The 24163-nt window shown below is 40.5% G+C and carries 20 protein-coding genes and 2 pseudogenes; 7 read left to right on the top strand and 15 right to left on the bottom strand.

Annotated features, from left to right (window positions below; genetic code table 11):
- Positions 1-29: 29 nt before the first annotated feature.
- From C7Y70_RS19845 to C7Y70_RS19815, 7 genes and pseudogenes are all read right to left on the bottom strand, one after another.
- Positions 30-527: a GNAT family N-acetyltransferase gene (locus tag C7Y70_RS19845; protein WP_135476693.1), complete on the bottom strand. Its 498-nt coding sequence runs from the start codon at positions 525-527 to the stop codon at positions 30-32.
- A gap of 93 nt (positions 528-620) precedes the next feature.
- Positions 621-965 (bottom strand): 5-carboxymethyl-2-hydroxymuconate Delta-isomerase, encoded by a 345-nt coding sequence (locus C7Y70_RS19840; RefSeq protein WP_135476691.1) that lies wholly within the window; start codon positions 963-965, stop codon positions 621-623.
- A 32-nt stretch (positions 966-997) separates the two neighbouring features.
- Positions 998-1360, bottom strand: a pseudogene (locus tag C7Y70_RS19835) (nuclear transport factor 2 family protein); the annotation flags it as partial.
- A 181-nt stretch (positions 1361-1541) separates the two neighbouring features.
- A complete protein-coding gene (locus tag C7Y70_RS19830; protein WP_099296446.1) occupies positions 1542-1979 on the bottom strand; it encodes an MBOAT family O-acyltransferase in 438 nt (145 codons plus the stop codon).
- A gap of 33 nt (positions 1980-2012) precedes the next feature.
- The gene (locus tag C7Y70_RS19825) at positions 2013-2408 is read right to left on the bottom strand and encodes a DUF4019 domain-containing protein (RefSeq protein ID WP_135476689.1); all 396 of its coding nucleotides are present in this window, start codon (positions 2406-2408) and stop codon (positions 2013-2015) included.
- Positions 2409-2501: 93 nt separating this feature from the next.
- Positions 2502-4928, bottom strand: a complete 2427-nt coding sequence (hrpB, locus tag C7Y70_RS19820) for an ATP-dependent helicase HrpB (protein ID WP_135476687.1) — start codon at positions 4926-4928, stop codon at positions 2502-2504.
- 106 nt (positions 4929-5034) lie between these two features.
- Complete coding sequence (locus tag C7Y70_RS19815; RefSeq protein WP_135476686.1) at positions 5035-7782, bottom strand: methyl-accepting chemotaxis protein; 2748 nt, start codon at positions 7780-7782, stop codon at positions 5035-5037.
- A 283-nt stretch (positions 7783-8065) separates the two neighbouring features.
- Between C7Y70_RS19815 and C7Y70_RS19810 the strand changes: the two genes are divergently transcribed.
- Positions 8066-8263, top strand: coding sequence for a CsbD family protein (locus C7Y70_RS19810; RefSeq protein ID WP_099296450.1), 198 nt, complete (start codon positions 8066-8068; stop codon positions 8261-8263).
- A gap of 79 nt (positions 8264-8342) precedes the next feature.
- Here the strand turns inward: C7Y70_RS19810 and C7Y70_RS19805 are convergent.
- The 7 genes and pseudogenes from C7Y70_RS19805 to C7Y70_RS19775 all read right to left on the bottom strand — a co-directional run bounded on the left by C7Y70_RS19805 (position 8343) and on the right by C7Y70_RS19775 (position 17154).
- A pseudogene (locus tag C7Y70_RS19805) lies at positions 8343-9038 on the bottom strand (aspartate/glutamate racemase family protein).
- A gap of 72 nt (positions 9039-9110) precedes the next feature.
- On the bottom strand, positions 9111-9878 hold the full coding sequence (locus C7Y70_RS19800) for a hypothetical protein (RefSeq protein ID WP_135476684.1): 768 nt from the start codon (positions 9876-9878) through the stop codon (positions 9111-9113).
- Between the two features lie 42 nt (positions 9879-9920).
- On the bottom strand, positions 9921-10787 hold the full coding sequence (locus C7Y70_RS19795; protein WP_135476682.1) for a hypothetical protein: 867 nt from the start codon (positions 10785-10787) through the stop codon (positions 9921-9923).
- Between the two features lie 228 nt (positions 10788-11015).
- Positions 11016-13646 (bottom strand): methionine synthase, encoded by a 2631-nt coding sequence (metH, locus tag C7Y70_RS19790; protein ID WP_135476680.1) that lies wholly within the window; start codon positions 13644-13646, stop codon positions 11016-11018.
- A 10-nt stretch (positions 13647-13656) separates the two neighbouring features.
- Complete coding sequence (locus C7Y70_RS19785; RefSeq protein WP_135476678.1) at positions 13657-14724, bottom strand: homocysteine S-methyltransferase family protein; 1068 nt, start codon at positions 14722-14724, stop codon at positions 13657-13659.
- Positions 14714-15661: a homoserine O-succinyltransferase gene (gene metA, locus C7Y70_RS19780; RefSeq protein WP_099296456.1), complete on the bottom strand. Its 948-nt coding sequence runs from the start codon at positions 15659-15661 to the stop codon at positions 14714-14716. The genes C7Y70_RS19785 and metA overlap by 11 nt, the downstream gene beginning before the upstream one ends.
- Before the next feature lie 188 nt (positions 15662-15849).
- Entirely contained in the window at positions 15850-17154 is a 1305-nt protein-coding gene (locus tag C7Y70_RS19775; RefSeq protein WP_135476676.1) for a M24 family metallopeptidase, read from the bottom strand.
- Between the two features lie 173 nt (positions 17155-17327).
- Between C7Y70_RS19775 and ettA the strand changes: the two genes are divergently transcribed.
- From ettA to C7Y70_RS19755, 4 genes are all read left to right on the top strand, one after another.
- Positions 17328-19001 (top strand): energy-dependent translational throttle protein EttA, encoded by a 1674-nt coding sequence (ettA, locus tag C7Y70_RS19770; protein WP_087532894.1) that lies wholly within the window; start codon positions 17328-17330, stop codon positions 18999-19001.
- Between the two features lie 129 nt (positions 19002-19130).
- Positions 19131-19496 carry a PilZ domain-containing protein gene (locus tag C7Y70_RS19765; protein WP_135476674.1) on the top strand — a complete coding sequence of 122 codons (366 nt, stop codon included), beginning with the start codon at positions 19131-19133 and terminating at the stop codon, positions 19494-19496.
- Between the two features lie 53 nt (positions 19497-19549).
- The gene (locus tag C7Y70_RS19760; RefSeq protein WP_099296459.1) at positions 19550-20458 is read left to right on the top strand and encodes a histone deacetylase; all 909 of its coding nucleotides are present in this window, start codon (positions 19550-19552) and stop codon (positions 20456-20458) included.
- A 56-nt stretch (positions 20459-20514) separates the two neighbouring features.
- A complete protein-coding gene (locus tag C7Y70_RS19755) occupies positions 20515-21177 on the top strand; it encodes a hypothetical protein (RefSeq protein ID WP_099296460.1) in 663 nt (220 codons plus the stop codon).
- Between the two features lie 12 nt (positions 21178-21189).
- On the opposite strand, the gene C7Y70_RS19750 is transcribed toward C7Y70_RS19755, so the two are convergent.
- On the bottom strand, positions 21190-22656 hold the full coding sequence (locus tag C7Y70_RS19750) for a PLP-dependent aminotransferase family protein (protein WP_135476672.1): 1467 nt from the start codon (positions 22654-22656) through the stop codon (positions 21190-21192).
- Positions 22657-22759: 103 nt separating this feature from the next.
- Between C7Y70_RS19750 and C7Y70_RS19745 the strand changes: the two genes are divergently transcribed.
- Positions 22760-23335 carry a GNAT family protein gene (locus tag C7Y70_RS19745; protein ID WP_135476670.1) on the top strand — a complete coding sequence of 192 codons (576 nt, stop codon included), beginning with the start codon at positions 22760-22762 and terminating at the stop codon, positions 23333-23335.
- Complete coding sequence (locus C7Y70_RS19740) at positions 23335-23970, top strand: FMN-binding negative transcriptional regulator (RefSeq protein ID WP_135476668.1); 636 nt, start codon at positions 23335-23337, stop codon at positions 23968-23970. The genes C7Y70_RS19745 and C7Y70_RS19740 overlap by 1 nt, the downstream gene beginning before the upstream one ends.
- The last annotated feature ends 193 nt before the right edge of the window (positions 23971-24163 follow it).

Here is a 24163-nt window from a genome sequence, read left to right as displayed (position 1 = left end):
ATAAGAGACAGGTTTATTAATATTGACGACTAAGGTTTAATAATTTTTCCATATAAATTCGCATTAAAAAAACAACCATCTTTAAAAATTGCTTTTTCTAGCAAGGCTTCATGTACAAAGCCAGATTTTAATAACACTTTACTGGACGCTGCATTACCTTCAAAAACGACTGCATGTAACCTGACGATATCCGTTTTTACTTTAACCTCTTTCAAGAGCAACATTAATGCATGTGTGACGATCCCTTGCCCCCAATAGTCTTTGGCCAACCAATATCCGACTTCTGCCGATTTAGAATATTCAAACTGGCCTGCAATTGCACTAATACACCCAATAAACAGGCCATCTTTTTCAATTGCATAAATAGCACCAGCCTGACTGCCAGTTTCAATCCACCAGCTTGCATCTTCTTGCGTGTAAGGAAATGGAATTTTAGTTGAAAGATATTGCGCAACATCAGCGTCATTGAGGTACTGAACGAGTAAGGCTTGATCACCTGTTTTAAATTTTCTTAAGTTTAATATCATGTTTTCAAGTTTAAGGTTTGTTTATTTTGTTACTTTAAAATCTGAGAGCTTGTATAAAAAAAGCTTTATATTTACAACTTTAGCGCCAGTAACCTAAAGCTGATTTTTGTTACAATACGTCGCTTTTTCAAAGTCATTTATATTCATAGCGATATTTTTAATATCAGGAAACATCTCATTTAACTTAGTGACAACCGCTTTAGATAGTGCCGCTTTTTGTTCTGTAGTGCGCCCTTGCATTATGTGCGTGAATATATGAATAAATGGCTCTTGCTTATTTCCGACTAAATAGCTATCAAAGGGATTAACTCTTACCTTTATATCACTTTCAATAAATAAGTCGGTGCTATGAGCAACCTTGTGTATTGCTTTATTAATCGTCATTTCATCATGGTCGTCTAAAATAGAACTGGCACAATCAATCACAAAATGTGGCATTACAAACTCCTTTTTAGTTGTTAAAAATATAACTACTGATGGTATTTGCGTATCATCGCTATTTTTCCATCTTCGACTTCAATAACATCCATAATAGTCCGGTTATATTCTATAGGCTGCTGGTTTTGCGGGTGAATACCTTTAGCATGATGACTATAGCGAATTGCAAAACCTGAGTTATTAAAAATAAATGTGTCGAGCAATTTTGCTTCATACTCGGTGTGAGCAGCTAGATAAAATGTCATGCCTTTGCGCATACTTTCTTTACCGTCAGGTGCTCGTGTATCATCACGCTGGAATGGAATATGTTGATTACCTACATCATCACTTAATAACGTCAAAAAAGCTTCTAGCTCTTTATGTGTTGCGTTTGGTGCTTGAGTGGCTACCATTGTTGAGCAAGTGTCTCTAGCTCTTTGTTCGCAGCCGTAACACTGAGCGACGCACATATTAAAACCACAGAAAATATAATTTTTATCTTTTTCATCATGCATTCCATTGATTAAATTACAGACATCATATAAACAATAAACAATAAACAAATGAAATGTATAGCGTTATATTTTAATGATTCATTTAAAAAAGCAGATCAGTAAGGTAAAAACTACCACAAATATAGAGAAAATTAATGAAGGCTCTTACAGGCATTGAAAATTGAGAAAACGATAAGTTTAGTTTGAGGCTCAGCAGCACACACACACCCATTAAACTAAACCAAGGAGTAAAAAAGCATAATAGCTTCCATTTTATTAGCATGACGGCTAAGTCGTGCAACGCCCCACTGATTGCAAATGTTACTATCACAGCACACCATTGAGGCAAAAATGATGATACCGGCTTCATCACATAGCGTGACAAGTAGTAACTCCAAATGGGATTCCAATAGCGCCAAAATAAATAAAATGAAGACGCCCCTAAAGAGCGTTTAAGCATGTTGCTCATTGAGCCCTTCGCGCCTAAAGGCACACCAGTACGCTTTTTTACATATTGAGCAAGGGTAATATGATTAGACACATTGGCTCCTAGGCTGATTAAATAGCCAATTAACTATTGAATAAAATAACCGATCACTAACCATTTTTGATCCGACTTTTTTAAAGTAACCGTTTCTGTCGACTCAGATCTATTAGTAAAATCAGTATTAAATTGCAGTAATACATACTCACCTTTAGGTAGCTGTGGCAATGAATCAAACGTTTTACGGTTTAGTTGCTGACGGGATTTAACATCACCTAGCGGGTTACGAACCTCCCCAAGTTTTGATACCCAAAGGTCTTGGCTTACATTTTCTTTAAAAAATGCATCACTATGCTGCCAACTCAACGAGTAGTCACCACTATCTACTAAAGCTAACCACTGTGTAGCGGCTGTTTGCTCTTCATTGGCTTGCAGATTAAATGTAGCAAAAACCATAAAGACCAATAAAACACATTGTTTTTTCATCAAAATTCCTTGTTAAAAATAGTCGTTTCAGCCTACTAAAGAGCGCTTAATTTTTAAAGTATAGTTTATCAAACAGTGTCAATTTCACTCTGCTCACATCTTACTTTTCACTTTATTGGTGGCAACGCTATTAGCTGGGTCATCGGGCCAAAAATGTTTGGGGTAACGGCCTTTCATTTCTTTTTGTACTTCGCGATAACTGGTTGCCCAAAAGTGAGCTAAATCTTGAGTTAGTTGCAAAGAACGTTTACCTGGCGATAATAACTCCATTAGTAATGGCAATTTACCTTGGGCAAGTAGAGGAGAGCTTGTCATACCATACACCTCTTGCATACGCACGCTAAGCTTTGCAGGGCCATCAAGTTGATAGCTTATTTTAATATTTGAACCGCTCGGCACAGCTAAGCGCAGTGGTAATAATGCTTTCAATGCCGTTTGCTGTTGCCAATCAAAACCGTTTTGCAGTGCTTCAAAATAGTTAAACTTTTTAAGTTGATCCAGGGTTTTGATATCTTGCAGGTATACGCCGAGCCAAGTATCAGCTTGCTCAATAAGCGATTGCTCTGTAATTGGTGGAAACTGCTCAGGTAAAAGTTTATAAGCTAAACTCATGCGAATAAGTAATTGCTGGGCATCTGGTTGCTCGTTAAAAAGTGCAAAACCGTGCTTTCTAAATAAGCTAAGCCATGCTTTGGCACGCTCATTTTTATCAAGCTTTTGTTTACTGGGTTGACTGCTAAGAGTTATAGCACCGAGCTTAACTTCATCTTGATGAATAAAGCGCGCTGCTTTTTCGTCAAACTCACAGCGAGTTTGCTCAGTGAATAAATGCGGCAAATACTCCTCAAGCTCAAATGGGCTTAACGCTGTTGCTGCAAAAATCCGCCCACCTTTATGGCCGCCCATAGTTGCTATTGCTAGATATTCGTCGTTGTGCCAATAGTCGCCATTAAGTTCAGCGCCAGCGCCATTAGCAAGTAAGTATCCATTACCGCGCTTTTTGGCAATTCGATCAGGGTAAGCAAGTGCGACTAGCACGCTAAGGTATTCACTCTTTAGTTCGCTTTTTTTATCGTTTACTTTTAAACGGCTATGCCAATACTTAAGCTGTTGTTTAAATACTGGATGAGGCCGTTGTTGCATACTGTGCAGGGCAACATTAAGCTCAGCAGCGCAATTAATGCGGCTTTCTAATAAGGCGACCAAATAAATAGCTAACTGATATATGCCTGCGCATTGTTGATCTAACTGCTGCGCTTTTAATAACATGTGTGCCAAGCGAATATCAGCACCAAATGTTAGCATTTTACTGCCAAGCTCAGTCAGCTTACCCTTATCATCTAACGCTTCTAACATCTGTAGTAAGCTCAATCCTTGTTTAGCTTGCTGCTCAGTTGGTTTATCCAGCAATGTTAGTCCATTAATATCAGCGCCCCACAGCTTGGCTTCGAGCATGAGCTGACTAATATCTGAGGTGAGAATCTCTGGGCTATCATGGCTATTGCGCCGTTCAAATGTTTGCTTTGAGCCCAATCTGTAAACCACGCCAGGCTCTATTCGTCCAGCACGTCCTGCACGTTGCACTGCTGATGAACGCGAAATACTTTGCGTAGTAAGCTCTGTTACCCCGGTTTTTAAATTAAAACTGGCAGCGCGGCGTTTACCGCTATCAACAACAATGCGAATGCCTTCAATGGTCAAGCTGGTTTCAGCGACATTCGTTGTCAGTACTATTTTTCGTTTGCCCTGAACGGCTGGTGCGATAGCAGCTTGTTGCTGGCTTTTATCTTGCTCACCAAACAGGGTAAATACCTCACAATCAGCAGGTAAATCATTAAGCGCTTGTTGAACACGCACTATTTCGCGTTGCCCTGGTAAAAACACTAATACACTGCCCGCTTGCTCGCTCAGTGCTTGCTTAATTATGGCGGGTATTTCTTCAAGCCAGCGGCTTTCATCTTTTAGCGGAATATACACTTCATCAATTGGGAAGCTTCGCCCTTGCGATTGCACTACAGGGCAGTCAAAAAAAGCCACATATCGCTCGGTATCAAGTGTTGCCGACATAAGCAAAATAGTTAAATCTTCCCGCAACGCACCTTGGCTCTCAAGTGCAAAAGCCAAGGACGTATCTGCTGCAATGGAGCGTTCATGGAATTCATCAAATATCAGTAAATCAACATCACTTAGCTCAGGGTCATTTTGCAGCATGCGCGTGAGCATGCCCTCGGTCACAATCTCAAGGCGGGTATGAGCGCTTACTTTGCTTTCACCGCGCACCCGCAAGCCTACACTTTGGCCGACAGGCTCACCTTGGCAACTAGCCAAATAATTTGCAATATTACGCGCAGCTAAACGTCGTGGCTCTAACATAACAATGCGTTTAAAGTGCCCGTCACGCATTAAGTTTAGTGGTAGCCAAGTTGACTTACCTGCACCAGGGGGGGCTTGCAGCAGGGTCATCGGGTTTGATTTTAATGTATTGACAAGTTGTTGATAGATATTCTGAACGGGCAGCACGCTTTACTCACCTAAGTTGGCTTTTTAGCTAGTGTATCAAACTAAATAAAACCCGTGCTGCAAAAATTATTTGCTCTATCAAATCAGTTTACTGTTTAACCGTAGGCTAAACAGTAAACTGATCCATTAAGCTCTTCAACGCTTCTGCATCTTTTGATAAGCTATTGCTAGAGGAATTAGTATTTTCAACAAGCTCGCCATTCATCTGAATGATCCTATCCATCTCTTTTACCGCGCTATTAATTTGCGCAATACCTGATGATTGCTCGCTGCTCGCACTAGCAATATCTTGCATAAGTGATGCTAAATTTTTAATGCTTGAAACTATATCACTTAACGTCTTTCCTGACTTTGCAGCTAACTCCATTCCGTGTTGCACTTTTTCTGAACTATCATTTAATAGCCCAGCAATACTTTTTGATGCATTACCACTGCGCTGTGCCAAGTTTCTGACCTCTGCTGCAACAACGGCAAAACCACGGCCTTTTTCACCCGCTCGGGCAGCTTCAACAGCTGCATTCAATGCTAACAAATTTGTTTGAAAAGCAATTTCGTTTATTACTTCTATAATATTTGAAATTTCAGTAGAGCTATTACTTATTTCCTTCATTGCTTTAACTGTATTATTAACTAACTCCCCTCCTTCTTGCGCCTGCTGATCTGTCACTATTGCAAGCTCATTTGCCTTATGCGCATTGGTAGAGTTTACTTTTACGGTTTCTGTCATTTCCCCCATCGATGCTGTTGTTTCTTCAATTGATGCGGCCTGTGACTCTGTGCGTGTATTTAAATCATTCATCCCTGCGCGAATATTATGAGAGGAGCCTGTAATTGTTAGGGTTGTTGACGTAATTTCAGACACCATGTTTGAAAGGTTACTTACACTTGTATTTACAGAACGTTTTAACTCGTTAAATTGGCCTTCGTAATTACCTTGAATTTGTTGACTCAAGTTGCCCTCTGAGAGTGAGTGCATTACAGTAATGCATTCACCCAAAGGAGCTGATATGGCATCAAGTGTGCTGTTTATCCCCTTAACAATCGCTAAAAATTCACCATTATGATTTTGTTCATTTGCTCTAGCCTGTATATCCCCTTGGCTTGCAGCACTGGCTAAACGAGCACTGTCTTGCACCATATTCTGAATCGCTAAAATACTGGTTTCTAAACTTGTTTTAATTTGTAAAAAATCACCTTGATACTTATCACTCAAAGCTTGAGGTAACTTTCCGACGGCAATATCGTCTAAATAATGGGATGTTAGCTGTACCGGCTCAATGATCGAATCTAATGTTGAGTTTATTCCTTGGATTATCTTTTTAAAGTCACCTTGATGTTTTTCTTCATCAGCCCGCTTTGACAATAACCCTTGTGAGGCAGCATCCACTAAATAATTAGTGTCATTTATTAATTCTTTAATCGCGTTAGTTGATGTTTCAAGGCTTTGCTTAATTTCTAAAAAATCACCTTGATAACTTCCATCAATCGATGTTGGTATATTACCTTTTGCTATATGATTTAAGTAATCACGGGTTTGATCTATTGGGCTAACTATAGCATCGAGCATTCTATTGATGCCTGAAGATAAAACCAGCATAAATCCACTGTAACCTTGAGTGCTTAATCTCGACGCTAACTTACCCGCTACAGCGGCTTGGATGATTGTCTCTATTTGTGACTCAGCTTGACGCTGCTGTGTTAAATCTGTCAGTTCATATACCACTCCATTTGACTGTCCAGCGTCATCAAGTACAGGGTTGGCAATAATATTTAATATGACATGTTCAAATTCTGCTTCACAGTTAACTTGTTGTGACTCACCTTTTTGTATAGTTGGTAATTGCTCATGGCCTGCAAATAATTGCTTTATTTCTAGCGACATTAACTCTCGCGTATGACCAATAGCTCCCTGATACTGGGAAAATAATGCCTGACATTGTTGGTTAGCGTAAATAATAACGCCATCTTGGTTTGCAAGCATAACGGGAGACGTTGCATTATCAAGCGCTTGCTTTATCCTGCCGTTTTCTTGCGCTTGTGTTCGTTGATACTCCATTTTTTGGGTCAGGTCATCTTGCATTTTATTTAAGTTGTCTTGCATTGCATCTAAATTTAACAGCAACTTACCTATTTCATCCTTGCTATGTACTTTGATCTCATTTGCAAGATTTCCTTTTGCTATTTGGTCAGCAATTTTAGAGGCTGCTAAAACAGGCTTAATGATCAGCTTTTGCACATAAAAAGTGAGCAGCAATATTACAATAAAGGCTAAGACCACCAGCACAACCGTACTTTGTGTTATAAATGTTTCTTTTTTTGCAATCAGGCTGTTAGTTTTGGTGTTAACCAAGTTATCAATACTGCTATTAAGATCTGCCAACAAAGACACCGCAGCTCTATCAATGCCTTTTACTGCTCTATCTCCACCTTGTGTATTATAGTTAGCGGCTTTAAAAGCTATTAATCCCTCACGGTAAAGCTGCCCTAGTTTTTCATGTTCAACCTTAAACTCTTTTACCTGTTTAAGCATGCTAGGGGGTAAATAAGATGATTTAATAAGCTCGTTGGTAATTTTTACGACTGCTTGTTCTTTTTCTTTAAAACTCGCCAAGTACTTCTCATACTGTTGAGGGTTTTCCCCACGAATAAGAATATTTTTCCACTCTTGTACTTGAGATTTAAACTGATTTAAAACAAGGCTCACTTGCTGGCGAGAATGTAACTCTTGATTTATGAGGCTATCTAAATCTTTTGCAACACCTTGAACAACGTAAAGAGCAAACAATGCACCTACTAAAATAAAGATAAATGCACTTACAATAGTTAACATTAGCTTTGCTTTAATACTTTTCATCCACCCCAGTCCTTTGTTATTACACTTTTATGACGCTCTATAAAATGTAGTAATAAATTTAGCTTTAACAACTATTTATTTTATAAAAGCTTATTTCGGTAAAGTTATGTGTCTGAAATAATTACAGAGCACCTTGTAAGAACGATGTAATTTTAAATCTAACAAAATGATTTTTTTGAGCACAACTTGTAAGGCACTGATTTTTATACAACTTAAAATTTGGTGTAGAGCTTGCTTATTTACTAATGAAAGTAAATTCATTAACCAATATAAGGAGCTAATTATGAACAGTGATCGTATCGAAGGTAATTGGAAAGAACTTAAGGGTAAAGCGCAACAAAAGTGGGGCGACCTTACCAACGACGATTTAGACAAAATCGAAGGTAGCCGTACAGAGCTGGTTGGTAAAATCCAACAGAAATACGGTAAATCTAAAGAAGAAGCTGAGCGCGAAGTTAACGACTTTGAAAAAAGCCATTAATTCATAAATGCTTAGCAGCAAAAAACCGCCGTTTGGCGGTTTTTTATTATCTACTAAATAATGGTTACTCAACCTAAAATTATTTAGATAACGCTAATTTTACTGCCTCTTGCGCATGTATTTTAGCGGTATCATATAGAGGCACATTCGTGTGTTGCGGCTTTACCAACAACGCTATTTCTGTACACCCTAAAATGACAGCCTGAGCACCTTGGTCAAAAAGACGCTGTATAACGTGTAGGTATTGCGTTCTCGAACCATCGTTTATCTTACCTAAGCAAAGCTCCGAATAAATAACATCATGAATAACTTTTTGCTCTGCTAACTCTGGAGTAATTACTTCAATATTATGTTTATCGACTAAACGCTTTTTATAGAAGTCTTGCTCCATGGTAAATTGCGTCCCCAACAACCCTACTCGCGAAATGTTATCGCGTTTTAGTTGCTCAGCCGTGGCATCGGCAATGTGCAAAATTGGAATGCTAATATTACTAGCAATCTCATCAGCTACTTTGTGCATTGTGTTGGTACAAATTAGCAAAAAATCGGCACCACCAGCCTCTACTTACTTTGCAGCTTGGGTAAGTATATTCGCAGTCTCGGCCCAATTCCCTTGATGCTGTAATTTTTCAATTTCAGCAAAATCAACGCTAACCATACAAATTTTTGCACTGTGCAGCCCACCCAGCGAATTTTTAACGCCTTCATTTAAGGCCTTATAATAGCTGGTTGTTGACTCCCAGCTCATACCACCGAGCATGCCGATTGTTTTCATCGCTAGTTACCACTTTTAATTACAGTTTGCGCTTCACAGCAAATACAAAAATAGCTGCTCTTCACTAGATACTTAATTAGCCTTATTAACTGCACTGATCACAGCGTCAGACAATAACAACGTCTCGTCTTTATATACTTCAAGCCATCCGGGTGGTGAGGTATCACAACCAATTACCGTGACTTGTAATACGTAGCTATAGCGGCCGTTTTTAAATGTGTAGCTATGATTACCGCCACTGCCTTCAAATTCAAGCTCACCTTTTAGTAAGACTATATCTGGCTTATCACTGGTTTTTTTACCTTTACTCCATGACGTATAACGGTAGTTTCCATCACCTAAATTATCAACACGAACACGATATTTAGCCGTTTGCCAATCTAATATTGGCTTTGTAAAAGTACTAACACTTGGGTGCAGCGCTTGTTTATCGGCTGCTATTAAACGTTTCGCCAACTGCTGCTCTTTGGCTGTTTGATGATTTATCCCGATAATTTTACCGTCGGTATCAACCCAAACGATACCACTATTTAGCATAATGCCTCGCCAGCCCACTTTATCCCAATCAGTATCAACATTTGAATTGGCAACCTGTTTAATGAGCGTCTCATCAAACACTTCATCAAAACGCTCAACTAACTCCGCTTCACTTTTAATAGCAGGCAGTGGATATCGTCTTTTTAGTGGGTAACGTATAAGCGCAGCAATAGCCGCTCTATCATCAGCTTTAAACGCTGTAATAATAGGGGAAATATTTTGATGATATTGCTGCTCAAGCGCAAAACTATTCGCACTGAATAAAAAGGCCAAGCTCAAGATAATATAATGAGGGAGCTTCATGTGTGGTCCTTTAAAATTATCTATAAACTTAAATAACCAACTTCAGAACATCCCTTTTTGTTCGGGTGCTTCTTTGTGGTCTTTAACTTTTGTAATAAGCTTTTCGATTTTCAAACCTTGAGGTGTTTTAGTCTGAATTATTTCCATTTCAACGATTAACAAATCCCCTTTTCCAAACCTTTCCCCCTTGTCTACAGATTCAATAAACACCCTATCAATAATTTCAGCATAAAAACTAGACTGCCCATCATTAAGCTTCCATTTATTTCCATCTTTAAAAGATGGCGATTCTATTGTTAAGCCTGTTGTAATTGTATTTTTTGATAAAGGTAAATCGAAATCTAATGGCTTAAAGAATTCTGCATCATTAGCTGAAGCTTTAGTTTGAATATCAAACTTTGAAGACTTCAATTTAACTTCACTCAACCCTTTAACCAAAGGTTCTCTAATGAAAGTATCTAATGAATTAGCAGCTTTAGGATCGGAAAGAACATTTAAAGTTTGGATATGAAATACCTGAGTCTGCCCATTTGAGTTTTCTATATTGACCGTATTCACATTACTATTTGGCGTACACTGTTTAGGTTGCTTTCCAGCTAAATAAATACACAATTTAATTGAGTCTGTTGCAAGAGTAATAAGATCTTTGGGCGAACTCGTACAAAATAATGCTCCCGAGGTCAAACCAACGACCTGCAATAAGAAGTCAATGTCAAATGACAGCCCTCTAAAGCCAGATACATCCAAATTGAGTGATGCATCTTTACCATAAGCTTCTGTAGTTACGACATTCATAAACTCATCTAAAGCTAAGATGTAACGAGCCACATCTTTCGCTTTTAGTTGCCCTTTTTCTACTACCGTACCGTAATATTCAAGAGATAACTGATCTTCCGTAATTGTCTGCACTGATACTCCTCAATAGAACTTAACTGAAAGCTTAATAGTCAATTTATTCTATCTAAACTACTCACAATTTAACCGCTTAATAATTGCATCTAACATCTAGTATGTAAACAATTGAGTTATCGCTATTTTCCGTAACAATTAAAACATAGAAAGCCATCAACGAAAAAAACGAGCCTAATTTGGCTCGTTTTTTACTTACAACTTATCACTTAAAGCCTACAGCTTCACTTACTCCGGTTCATACCCCAAGTTAGGTGATAGCCAACGCTCGGCTTCCTCAAGCGTCATATTGGTTCGTTTGGCGTAGTCTTCAACCTGATCTTTTTGTACTGCCGCTACCGCGTAGTATTTAGCCTCTGGATGAGAGAAGTACCAACCTGATACTGCGGCACCTGGCCACATGGCGTATGAGCTGGTGAGCTGCATGCCAATGCGCTTTTCGGTGTCGAGCAACTGCCAGATTTTCTTTTTCTCTGTGTGCTCAGGGCACGCTGGGTAACCAGGTGCTGGGCGAATACCTTGGTAGTTTTCACGAATAAGCTCATCGTTTGATAAGTTTTCATCCGGTGCAAAACCCCAATACTCTTTACGCACTTGCTCGTGCAAATATTCTGCAAACGCTTCAGCGAGTCTATCGGCTACCGCTTTGACCATAATTTTATTATAGTCATCTTGTTTAGCATCAAATGCTTCAGCAAGGTCGTCCTCTTCAAGTCCACCAGTAACCGCAAACGCACCAAAGTAGTCAGGTGTGCCTTTTGGCGCGATGTAATCCGCTAAGCAATAATTTGCAAAGTCAGTTTTTTCGGTTTGCTGACGTAAATGGCACGACGTGGTTAATACCTCAGAGCGGCTTTCGTCTGTGTATATTTCAATGTCATCCCCCACACGGTTAGCAGGGAATAAACCAATCACCCCAAGCGGCTGCAAAGTGCCTGATTGCTCAAGCTCATCGAGCATCTCGTTGGCGTCTTTAAATAAGCTTTGCGCTTGCTCACCGACGACTTCATCAGTCATTATCCGTGGGTATTTCCCCGCGATTGACCACGTCATAAAATATGGCGTCCAGTCGATGTATTGTCGCAAAGTGGCAATAGAGACATTCTTAAACTCAGTCACACCGAGTTTTTTCGGCACCGGTGGCGTGTAGTTATCCCAATCAAGTTGGGCTGCGTTATCACGAGCGCGTTGAATAGTCACCGGTTTTGAGCGCGGCTTTTTACGCGCTTGTTGCTCGCGTACTTTTACATATTCAGCTTTGGTTTTTTCTAAAAAGGCAGGCTTTAACTCTTTTGATAATAAGTTTGAAACCACACCTACGGCGCGGCTGGCGTTATTTACGTACACTACACCTTTGTCGTATTGCGGCTCAATTTTAACCGCAGTATGCGCTTTAGACGTCGTCGCGCCACCAATCAATAACGGCAGTTCAAAACCACGGCGTGTCATTTCTTTAGCAACATGCACCATTTCATCAAGTGACGGCGTAATTAGGCCTGATAGACCAATAATATCGGCTTTTTCATCAATGGCTGTTTGCAGTATTTTCTCAGCCGGTACCATTACACCTAAATCAATCACTTCGTAGTTATTACATTGCAGCACCACACCAACAATGTTTTTACCAATGTCGTGTACGTCACCTTTAACAGTGGCCATTACGACTTTACCGTTAGTGGCGCCTTCTTCTTTTTCAGCTTCAATGAATGGGTCAAGGTAGGCCACGGCACGCTTCATTACTCGCGCTGATTTTACCACTTGAGGTAAAAACATTTTACCCGCGCCAAATAAGTCACCTACCACGTTCATGCCATCCATTAATGGCCCTTCAATGACGTGAATGGGTTTATCAGCACCCGCGCGGCATTCTTCGGTATCTTCGTCTATGTATTCTGTAATACCTTTCACAAGCGCATGTTCAAGGCGCTTTTCAACAGGCCACGTACGCCACTCTAAATCTTCAACTCGCTCAGCTTGCGCCATACCTGAAAACTTAGGTGCAAGCTCTACTAAGCGCTCACCCGCACCTGAGTCGGTATTTAAAATTACATCTTCAACGGCTTTACGTAGCTCTTCTGGAATATCGTCATAAACAGCTAATTGCCCTGCGTTTACAATACCCATATCCATGCCTGCTTTTATGGCATGGTACAAAAACACCGAGTGAATTGCTTCACGCACTGGGTTATTACCACGGAACGAGAACGATACGTTTGATACCCCACCCGACACTTTACAATGGGGTAAGTTTTGCTTGATGCGACGCGTGCCTTCAATAAACTCGACCGCGTAGTTATCATGCTCTTCGATACCCGTAGCAACGGCAAAAATATTTGGGTCAAAAATAATGTCTTCTGGCAGGAAGCCTATTTCGTCGACCAAAATTCGGTAGCTGCGCTCGCAAATTTCATACTTGCGATCTGCGGTGTCGGCCTGGCCATCAGTATCAAACGCCATTACCACGGCAGCAGCACCAAAGCGCTTAATAATTTTAGCTTGGCGAATAAATGGCTCTTCGCCTTCTTTTAGTGAGATTGAGTTAACAATCGCCTTGCCTTGAATACACTTTAAGCCCGCTTCGATCACTTCCCACTTAGAGGAATCAACCATAATAGGTACTTTCGAAATATCAGGCTCTGAGGCAATTAAGTTTAAAAACTTTACCATTGCGGCTTTTGAGTCCAACATGGCTTCGTCCATGTTGATATCAATTACTTGCGCGCCATTTTCAACTTGTTCACGGGCTACATTAAGGGCGGTTTCATAATCTTCTTCCATGATCAAACGCTTGAACATGGCTGAGCCGGTTACATTGGTACGCTCACCGACGTTAGTAAATACTGCTATTTGTTGTGTCATGTCGGTTTCCCTAATTTAAATTACACGCTTCAAGGCCAGATAAGCGCATGCGCACTTCAAGCTCAGGTAATTGGCGAGGATTAACCGCTTCAAGACCTTTAGCAAATGCTTTAATATGAGCAGGCGTTGTGCCGCAGCAACCGCCAACAATATTTATAAAGCCTGACTTACCCCAATCAATGATTTCTTCTGCCATTTCAGGTGCTTCTAAGTCGTATTCACCAAACTCATTAGGTAAGCCTGCGTTAGGGTGAACAGAGACAAAAGTTTCACACACTCGTGATAATTCTTCCACATATTGGCGCAATAAATCTGGGCCAAGAGCACAATTTAAACCAATTGAAATAGGCTTAATATGGCGGATTGAATTATAAAACGCTTCGGTGGTTTGCCCTGAAAGTGTACGGCCTGACGCATCAGTTATCGTGCCTGAGATCATTACTGGTAACTTACGCCCTGCCTGCTCAAACGCTTCTTCAACAGCGAACGACGCCGCTTTAGCGTTTAAGGTATCAAAAATAGTCTCAATTAAAATTAAATCAGCGCCGCCTTCCATTAACGCAAGGGTCGATTCAACATAGGCGGTGACTAATTTATCAAATGTCACGTTGCGATAACCTGGGTCATTTACATCTGGTGAGATTGAGCAAGTTTTTGAGGTTGGCCCAAGCACCCCTGCCACATAACGTGGTTTTTCAGGGTTTATAGCAGTGAACTCATCACAAATGCTGCGTGCTAACTTGGCCGACTCTAAGTTTACTTCACGGCTAATGCTTGCCATGTCGTAATCTTCCATAGAGATAGTGGTTGAGTTAAACGTGTTAGTTTCGATAATATCGGCACCGGCATTTAAAAAGCCACGGTGAATATCAGCAATTATTTTAGGCTGAGTCAGGCTTAACAAGTCGTTATTGCCTTTAATTAATACATGCCAGTCTTTAAAACGTTCACCACGGTAATCTTGCTCTTCTAATTTATGCTCTTGGATCATGGTGCCCATAGCGCCGTCGAGGATTAAAATTCGCTGTTTTAGCGCCTCGGTTAGTTCTGCATGTTTATTCACTGTATTACTCGGCATAGTTGTTAGTCCTTACTGCTTGGCTAACGAGATTAATATCATAAGGTGTGGTTTGATATACATAATAATTTAACCAATTCGAAAAAAGCAAAAAGGCATGGCTTTGCCAGGTTTTCGACGGCTCGTTATCTGGATTGTTATCTGGAAAGTAGTTCTCAGGAATTACCGCGTCAGGCCCTTTTGCAAGGTCGCGTTGGTATTCACCTTTTAATGTGTCGGCATCGTATTCTGGGTGGCCGGTTATGTATACTTGGCTGCCTGACTTATTCTTAAGTAAGTAAGCACCGACTCGCTCCGAACCCGCCAGCACAACTAAATCATCACAAGCATTTATCTTTTCAATATCAATATGGCCAAAACGAGAATGTGGCACTACAAAAGTATCATCAAAACCACGAGTAAGCGCGGCGTGTTCAAAGTAACAATGGTGAGTAAATACACCGCTGAGTTTATTCGGTTTTAACTCGCGTTTTAACCCGTAGTGATGAAATAACCCTGCATGCGCCGCCCAACACGAAAACAAAGTTGATGTAACATGTTGCTCAGCCCAATCGAGAATCACTTTAAGTTCATCCCAATAGGCAACGTCGTCGTATTCTAAATGCGCCAGCGGTGCACCGGTTACCAACATAGCATCGTAGTTGTTGTCTTTTACTTCTGAAAAATAACGGTAAAAGGTGTCTAAATGTTGCTCAGAGTTACTGCTACTACGGTGAGTGTCTAAGCGTAAAAGCTCAACATTCACTTGCAAAGGGGAATTTGCCAGTAAGCGAATAAACTGAACTTCAGTTTCTACTTTATTCGGCATTAAGTTTAAGATAGCCAGTCGCATCGGGCGAATTTCTTGCGTTTTCGCACGGGTTTTTGGCATTACAAAGACGTTTTCTTGACGTAGCTTTGCAATGGCAGGCAATTCATCCTTTACTGTAATAGGCATTCATTCACTCCACGCATCATTTTAACCAATGGTTAATTATGAACGGTTAGCAGTAAATTTCAACCTCTAGATGTATAGATGTCTAAATGAATTTTATTTAAGTCGGTTTTACCCTGAGTAATAGGTCACGTTAAACCACTATTAAGGTATACCGTGACCTTCATGAACAAAGTTACACTTTTAGCGACTTATTGGCTTTTACCCACTAAAATCAAGTTTTGCTGGGGCGGTATTAAGTAGTCAGCACCGTTTGCAGTGATGACTGCCATTTCCTCAACGGAGATGGTTTTAAAAGTATCGCTACTTAAACGCCAGCTGAAAAAACCATCAAAGGCAAACACCATTCCCTCTTTAAGCTTACGCTGAGATGCGGGCCTTACTTGTGCACTTCGAGATCCCCCCAAGTTAGGGCCCGTGTCATGTGCAACATATCCTACAGGATGACCTGTACTCCAAGGCACTGGTTCTGAATTGTATTTATTCATTAATACGGTTTGCGCATCATCGACCTCAATTCCCTTTACACCTGGTTTCATTGCGTTAAAAGCAGCAAAACCACTGTCTCGTGCGTTCACCCAGTATTGTTGAATATTGGCGGGCGCAGCCGTTTCGCCTTCCCTAAGTACGTATGCAAAGCGTTGGATATCGCTTACCCATTTATTATGAAGTTTTACACCAAAATCAATTTGTATGACATCACCAGGCATAATCACTTTATCGGTAGAATGAGAGTGGCCTCGGTCAGGGCCTGAATTTACATTCGGGTTTTGGTCTGCAGCCCAAGCATCCGTGACCCCATGAGCTTTCATTTTCATTTTTAAAAATTTAGCCACTTCTGCATCGGTCGTTTTACCAGGAACAATAATGCTATATGCTTCTAGTTGCCACTTTGCTGAAAGCATCGCAGCTTCTTTCATTATTTCAACTTCAGCCGGTAACTTGATTGATAGCCATTGATAAACCACCTCTTCAGATGATATTAACTTCTCAGCCTGCTCAGCACTTAATAAACTAGTCAGTTGCTTATATTGCGAGTGCGATAGCCCATCGGCCTGTGCATTAAGATCGGATACATTTATTGCAATTCGGCGAAATGATTGCGTGTTTATAAACTCAGCGGCGTATTTTAATGCGGACACACTGCGAGGTACCGATATAACCTTTTCGTGTATATCAAGCTCATCAAGTGCCTTTGCTTCGCTTGAAGGAGAGTAAGCAACAGAATGAAACTCTCCTTTATTAAAATAGAATAAATAAGCTGCTGGTGAACCCGCGTTTTCACAACCTATATGATCCGCCAGTGGATCATTATTATTCTCTCTACATACGATAAGCCAAGCATCTACATCAGCCGCTTTTAAGGCATTTGGAAGCAGTTGGTTAATACGTTGTTTTCTTATTTCAGGCCAGGGTGAATCAACTGCCTGCGCATTTGGGGTTATTACGCTCAGTATAAATAAAGCGACCGTTACGATTAGTGTGTGTATTGTCATATTTTTTCTTATTTTGTTGTGGTTTAAATACGTTAGCACACGCAGATAAAACTATACATTTAACAAGATAAAACGATAAACATATATTCAACGCCCCATTCGTTGACTGTTTCACCCCTCAACAACTACAATACAACATTGAAATTTTTATTATTATTTGAAGGCTTTCCTCCATGGTTTTACCTGATAAGTTTATTTTCTCGATGAGTCGAGTATCTAAGGTTGTGCCACCAAAGCGCACTATCTTAAAAGATATCTCATTACATTTTTTCCCTGGCGCAAAAATTGGTGTACTTGGCTTAAACGGCTCAGGTAAATCAAGCTTGCTGCGCATTATGGCTGGTGTTGATCAAGAGTTTGAAGGTGAAGCACACCCTCAGCCTGGTATTAAAATTGGTTACTTACCGCAAGAGCCGGTACTCGATGAAAGCAAAACCGTGCGCGAAACCGTTGAAGAAGCGGTCAGTGAAGTTAAAAACGCATTAAGTCGTCTTGATGAAGTGTATAACGAATACGCGATGGAAGACGCTGACTTCGACGCGCTAGCCAAAGAGCAAGGCCAACTAGAGGCCATTATTCAAGCCCATGACGGCCACAATATTGACAACGTATTAGAGCGCGCCGCTGATGCGCTACGTTTGCCGCCTTGGGATGCTAAAGTTGAAGTGTTATCAGGTGGTGAGCGTCGTCGTATCGCGATTTGTCGTTTATTACTTGAAAAGCCAGACATGCTTATTCTCGATGAGCCAACTAACCACTTAGATGCTGAATCAGTTGCCTGGCTTGAGCGATTCTTACATGATTACGAAGGCACCGTTGTGGCGGTAACGCATGACCGTTACTTCCTAGATAACGTAGCAGGTTGGATTTTAGAGCTAGACCGTGGTGAAGGTATTCCGTGGGAAGGTAACTACTCTTCTTGGCTTGAACAAAAAGATGCGCGCCTGCAGCAAGAGCAAAAATCTGAAAAAGCCCGCCAAAAATCAATTGCTCAAGAGCTTGAGTGGGTACGTTCAAACCCGAAAGGTCGTCAAGCTAAGTCTAAAGCGCGTATGGCGCAGTTTAGCGAGTTACAACACTCTGACTACCAAAAGCGTAACGAAACCAACGAGCTATTCATTCCACCTGGCCCGCGTTTAGGCGACCAAGTAATTGAAGTTAAAAACTTGAAGAAGAGCTTTGGCGATCGCGTATTAATCGATGACTTAAACTTCACCATGCCAAAAGGTGCCATTGTTGGCATTATCGGTGCCAATGGTGCGGGTAAATCAACCCTGTTTAAAATGCTAAGCGGTGAAGAAAAGCCAGATAGCGGCGATATCACCATTGGTGAAACAGTTGAGCTTGCAACCGTTGATCAGTTCCGTGGCAACATGGACGACAGCAATACGGTTTTCCAAGAAATCGCTGATGGCCAAGATGTGCTTAAAATTGGCAACTTTGAATTCCCAAGCCGTGCTTACGTAGGCCGCTTTAACTTTAAAGGTAATGACCAACAAAAGTTTGTTAAGGACCTATCAGGTGGTGAGCGTAACCGTTTACACCTAGCCAAGCTATTAAAAGCAGGCGGCAATGTCATCTTACTGGATGAGCCAACCAATGACTTGGACGTTGAAACATTACGTGCGCTTGAAAATGCAATTTTAGAGTTCCCGGGTAATGTTATGTGTATCTCGCATGACCGTTGGTTCTTAGACCGTATTGCAACGCATATTCTTGATTACCGTGATGAAGGTCAAATTAACTTCTTTGATGGTAACTACACAGAGTATGAAGAGTGGCTTAAAAAGACACTAGGTGCAGCAGCAGCGCAACCTAAACGTATTAAGTATAAAAAGATTGGCTAGGTTCTAAACATATTTTAAGCCCTGCATTTATGCGGGGCTTTTTATTTTAAATGAACAAATCGCACTCTCAATTAGTAGATTATTGGCTATAATATTAACTCCCACATTAATTAATGGGTCATAATAGTTATGAATAATCGTCGCAAATATACTCGCGTGTTGTTTTCTACCCCCGCAACACTATTATTAAACGAGCAAAGTTATAACTGTGAACTGCTTGATGTATCGCTAAATGGTGTATTGATCAGCCATCCCAGTGGCTTAAAGGCAGATAAACATCAGTCGGCAGAACTTAACTTTACCCTACCTGATAGCCAGGTAAGCATTGCCATGGCTGTTGAGATTAGCCATGTTGAGCCTCTTCATATCGGGTTGCATTGTACGCATATAGGTATAGACAGTATCACGCACCTTAAGCGTTTGGTTGAGCTTAACCTCGGAGATGATACACTGCTTCATCGGGAACTTGGCATGCTGATACACACACCACAATAGACTAAACAAAGGAAGTTGATTACCATAGTGCAAACTGTGCATTATGGCGAATTATGACTTTAAATCCACACTTACCTTTGGTCTATCATCCTAATTACTCATTTAACTTTGACCCTAAACACCGCTTTGTAATGAGCAAGTTTGCGAATTTATACCAACACGTTAAAGAGTTAGGGTTAATAAATAGTAATTTAATTCAACCGAGACTGGGCAATCCAGATGATCTTGAATTAGTGCACTGTGCTAATTACTTAGACGACTTATGGCATAATAAGCTCGATGAAAAAGCCCTCAGACGCATTGGCCTACCTTGGTCGGAACCGCTCATAGCGCGTACATTTACCGCACCACTTGGCACTCTTGAAACAGCACGCCTTGCCCTTCAACACGGCTTAGCCTGCCACTTAGCTGGGGGCACTCATCACGCGCACACAGATTTTGGCTCCGGTTATTGTATGGTTAACGACTTGGCATTTACTGCACAAACCTTAATACAAAACAAAGAAGTGACCAATATACTTATTTTTGATCTCGATGTTCACCAAGGTGACGGTACGGCTGCAATGCTTACCCATCAACCTTACGCATACACCTGTTCAATTCACTGTGAAAAAAACTTCCCCTTTAGAAAATCGCCGAGTGATTTAGACATTGGGCTCGCCAATAATATGCAAGATGATGAATACTTAGGTGTTGTTGATGACACACTACAATTTTTATTAAAAGAGCTTACTCCTGATCTTGTGCTTTATGATGCAGGTGTTGATGTTTGGCAAGAAGATGGTTTAGGTAAACTCGATATAACCTGGCAAGGCATTGAAAAGCGGGATAACTTGGTTATAAAGCGCTGTATTGAGCATAATACACCAGTGGCAACCGTGATCGGCGGTGGCTACGACAGAGATCATATGCGCCTAGCTAAACGACATGCCATTGTTATAGAGCAAGCTGCACGTTTTTAATAGTGGTAGTACAAATTTAAGCTACACTTTAAGCTTATAAATTAATTGAGGTTATTATGCGGTTATTATTTTTTATGTTGCTGCTAGGGCTAACGACTACAGCGTATTGCGAAGAAGAAGCAAAAGAATTACCACCAATAAACCCAGCATATAATGCTGAGCATGCCATGGCACTGGTGAATCAAGGTTCACGCATCTTTGCTGTAAGCTTACCGACTTACAAGCAACCACATGACGTACAAGTAGTGTATAAAATTGATAACCCTGACGTTGCTTTTTTAAATGTTGTAAGAGGCGCTGAGCTCATTACCATTAAACCTAAACCATTTAATATTCAACGCTTAATGCGTGGTGAAGAGATAACAATAACTGCTGATGTGTATAACGGCGATTACCGCCGCGATGGCTCCTTGGTATATGAAAATCGCACCATCGAAATGAGCAAACTACTTTATGCCCGTGAATTAGATGATTTAGCTGAGTCATCGCAATGGCAAGAATATGATTTAATTACCTTAAAAGAAAATGAGCGTATTTATATTCATAAAATAAGTCAGGCCCCGAGCTATAATCACCTTATTTTTGTTGATCTAGCCAACGCATGCTTACAGAAGTTTCGCACTTCCAAACGTGTACCAAAAGAAAGCGAACTCACGTATAAATTTATCAATTGCGGCACTTTAAAACCACTGTATTTTGATAGTGAAGATTTAAAGTAAAGTCAGATATGATTATTTTGATAGATACAGTGTTTTAATAATTACTGCTAAACCCTGTTGCATTTTTTCACTCGACTGCCCAGCAAAGCCTAGTCGAATGTAACTTTGCTTATCAGGTTTTAAACTGCGTACTCCATCTTTAAAATAAAACTCAGGCTCAGTTTGTACGTAAACACCGAGCTGCGCCAGGGCTTTTTTTAAATGCTCAACGGGTCGATTAAAATTAACCCACATCGCCATACCACCATCGGGTTTTATATACTCGATTGGATACCCTTTTGCTTGAAGCGCTGTTAAACAGCTATCCATATCTTCATAGCGCTGTTTATAGAGCTTTGTCATACGCTTTAAATGGCGCTCAAAGCCACCCTCTTTCATCCACTGCGCCACAGCTAATTGCATGACCACATCATTTTTATGGTTCATCAGCTGCTTCCAGACGGTTAATTGCGCAATTACTTCAGGCGCGGCACAAATATAGCCAATACGCGCTGCTGAAAACATGATTTTTGAAAACGTTGAGAGGTAAATCACAATACCAGCAGGGTCGTCGGCAGCCATGGGTTGCAAAGGCTGACACCGATAATGAAATTCATGGTCGTAATCATCTTCAATGATCATCACGTTATGGCTATAGCATAACTGATAAATTTGTAAGCGCCGTGTAGGCGATAAAGTCACTGTGGTCGGATACTGATGTAGCGGTGTTAAATACAGTAATTTAATGGGATAACATTCAAGCTGAGCTTTTAGGTCATCAACACACAACCCTTCATCATCTTGTTTTATATCTATAAGCTGCGCGCCACATGCAGCAAATGCTTTCCTAGCAGGTGGGTAACCTAACGTTTCACAGGCAACAAAGTCACCTTTACCAACAAACGCTTTTGCTATTAAAAATAGGGCCTCTTGCGAACCATTACAAATTAATAAATCAGCGGGTTTTAAGTTACGTGCTTTATGCAAATAATGTTCTATCTGTAGTTTAAGCTCAGCAACGCCACTGATATCACCATAATGAAGTTTCGTCACATCTAAATAGTTAAATATCTGGCTCATAGCGCGTTTAAACTCTTTGTGTGGAAAACAAGCTAAATCAGGTAACCCCCCAGCAAAGTTGAAACGATACTGGTTTAGTTCCATTGTTTGTGGTGTTTTCAATTGCTGCGAGAACTGATAAGGCTTAGCAACCAACTTTGGTGTACCGCGCGAGTTAACACTGCTTTCAATAGGTAACGATTCGGTTACGCAATACCCTGAACGCTGAAACGATACCAACCACCCCTCAGCAACTAATAACTGCAATGCGTTCATAATGGTATGGCGATTTAATTGGTATGTCTGTGCCATTACTCTCGCCGAGCTTAACTTTGTGCCGGGTGCCAAGTTGCCTTTAATGATTGCTGCGCGAATGGACTGCGCAAGTTGTAAGTATTTAGCTTTACTTGTGTCATCGAACTGAATATCTAAAGGGTGCATGTGCCACTCAACTGGTATAGAAGAAAAGTAATATCTGGTTGTTTATAGATAACCAAAGAAAGGTAGCTTATGCAATAGTTTGATAATGATTATAAGGACACACATGTTTACTCTAAAAAGCCAGCAAACAGATAAGTTGCTGTTAGCACCATTAGAAGATAAGCACCTTGGTGGTTTATACCAAGCAGGGCAATACACAAAAATATGGCGTTGGGTGTTAATGAACTACACCGAAACACAGCAAACACTTAATGACTGGTTTATTAATACAGCGCAATTTGATGCCGAGCAACAAATTGTATTTGCCATTATTGATAAGGCTAGTGAGCAAGTACTTGGCACTACCCGTTTATTTAGGTTAGATAAACATAATCGCAGCGCTGAAATTGGCCATACTTTTATAGGCACCCCTTGGCAACGCAGCTTTGTGAATACCCACGCTAAATACCTATTATTACGTTATGCATTTGATGAGTTAGACCTAGTGCGTATTAGCTTTAATACCCATGAAAAAAATCAAAAGTCTCGTAACGCCATTACACGCCTAGGTGCTCGTTTTGAAGGAATTGCTTATAAAGATAGGTTACTTGCTGATGGCTCATACCGTAACACTGCCAAATTTAGCATCATTGATCAGCAGTGGGCGACCATAAAGTTACAGTTAGAAGGAAAGCTATAATGTATCCAGCAAACCATTTCTGCCAAGACGATCACCAGCAACAGCTTGCTTTAATCAAGGAATATCCTCTGGCAACGATTTTACTGCCACGATCTGAGAGTAAATTAAACGATGTATGTCAAATACCTTTATTGTTTGATAGCTCCCAACAACTTTTTATAGGTCACGCAGCAATCTATAACCCGCTATCAGCACTTAATAAGCAAGAGGTCGGCTTAGTGTTTAACAGTGAAAACTGTTATTTGCCCCCTTCCTATTCTAATAACAAAACTTTACCTAGTTGGCTTTATGCTCGCGTTGAAGTGACAGCCGAAGTGAACATAGTCACCTCACTTAGTAAGCAAAAGCAAATAATGACATTATTAACGGATCACTTTGAACAACATTTTAATGCACCAGTGCAAGATAACTGGCAAATATCACAGCTTTCAGAAAAGAGTTTACGTGGTATGTTTAAGCAGCTAGCTTTTATAGAATTAAAACCTATTACTTGGCATGGCAATTTCAAGCTTAGTCAGAATAAACCTGATGAAATAAGACAGTTAATTAGCACTAATTTGCTAAAGGCTGGGCAAGCTAGTGTTGCAAAATTACTCGGGGCTTATTCACAAAGAAAACCGAAGGGGCATATATAAAAACAGCCCAAGCTTTAAAAAAAGCTTGAGCCACCTTTGACAACATCTTCACACACAATTATAAAGATTCGGTTTAAAGTGCAATCTGGACACTTTTAAATTCATTGATGAAACTTAGTTCATCTAATTGCATGGCGGTTAAAATAAAAAGCAACTCAAGCCAAGTTAATCGTTAACTTGAGTCGTCTTTTTG

The sequence above is a fragment of the Pseudoalteromonas sp. KS88 genome, assembly GCF_004766475.1.
Lineage (GTDB): Bacteria > Pseudomonadota > Gammaproteobacteria > Enterobacterales > Alteromonadaceae > Pseudoalteromonas.
This window is presented reverse-complemented; position numbering and strand designations above follow the sequence as displayed.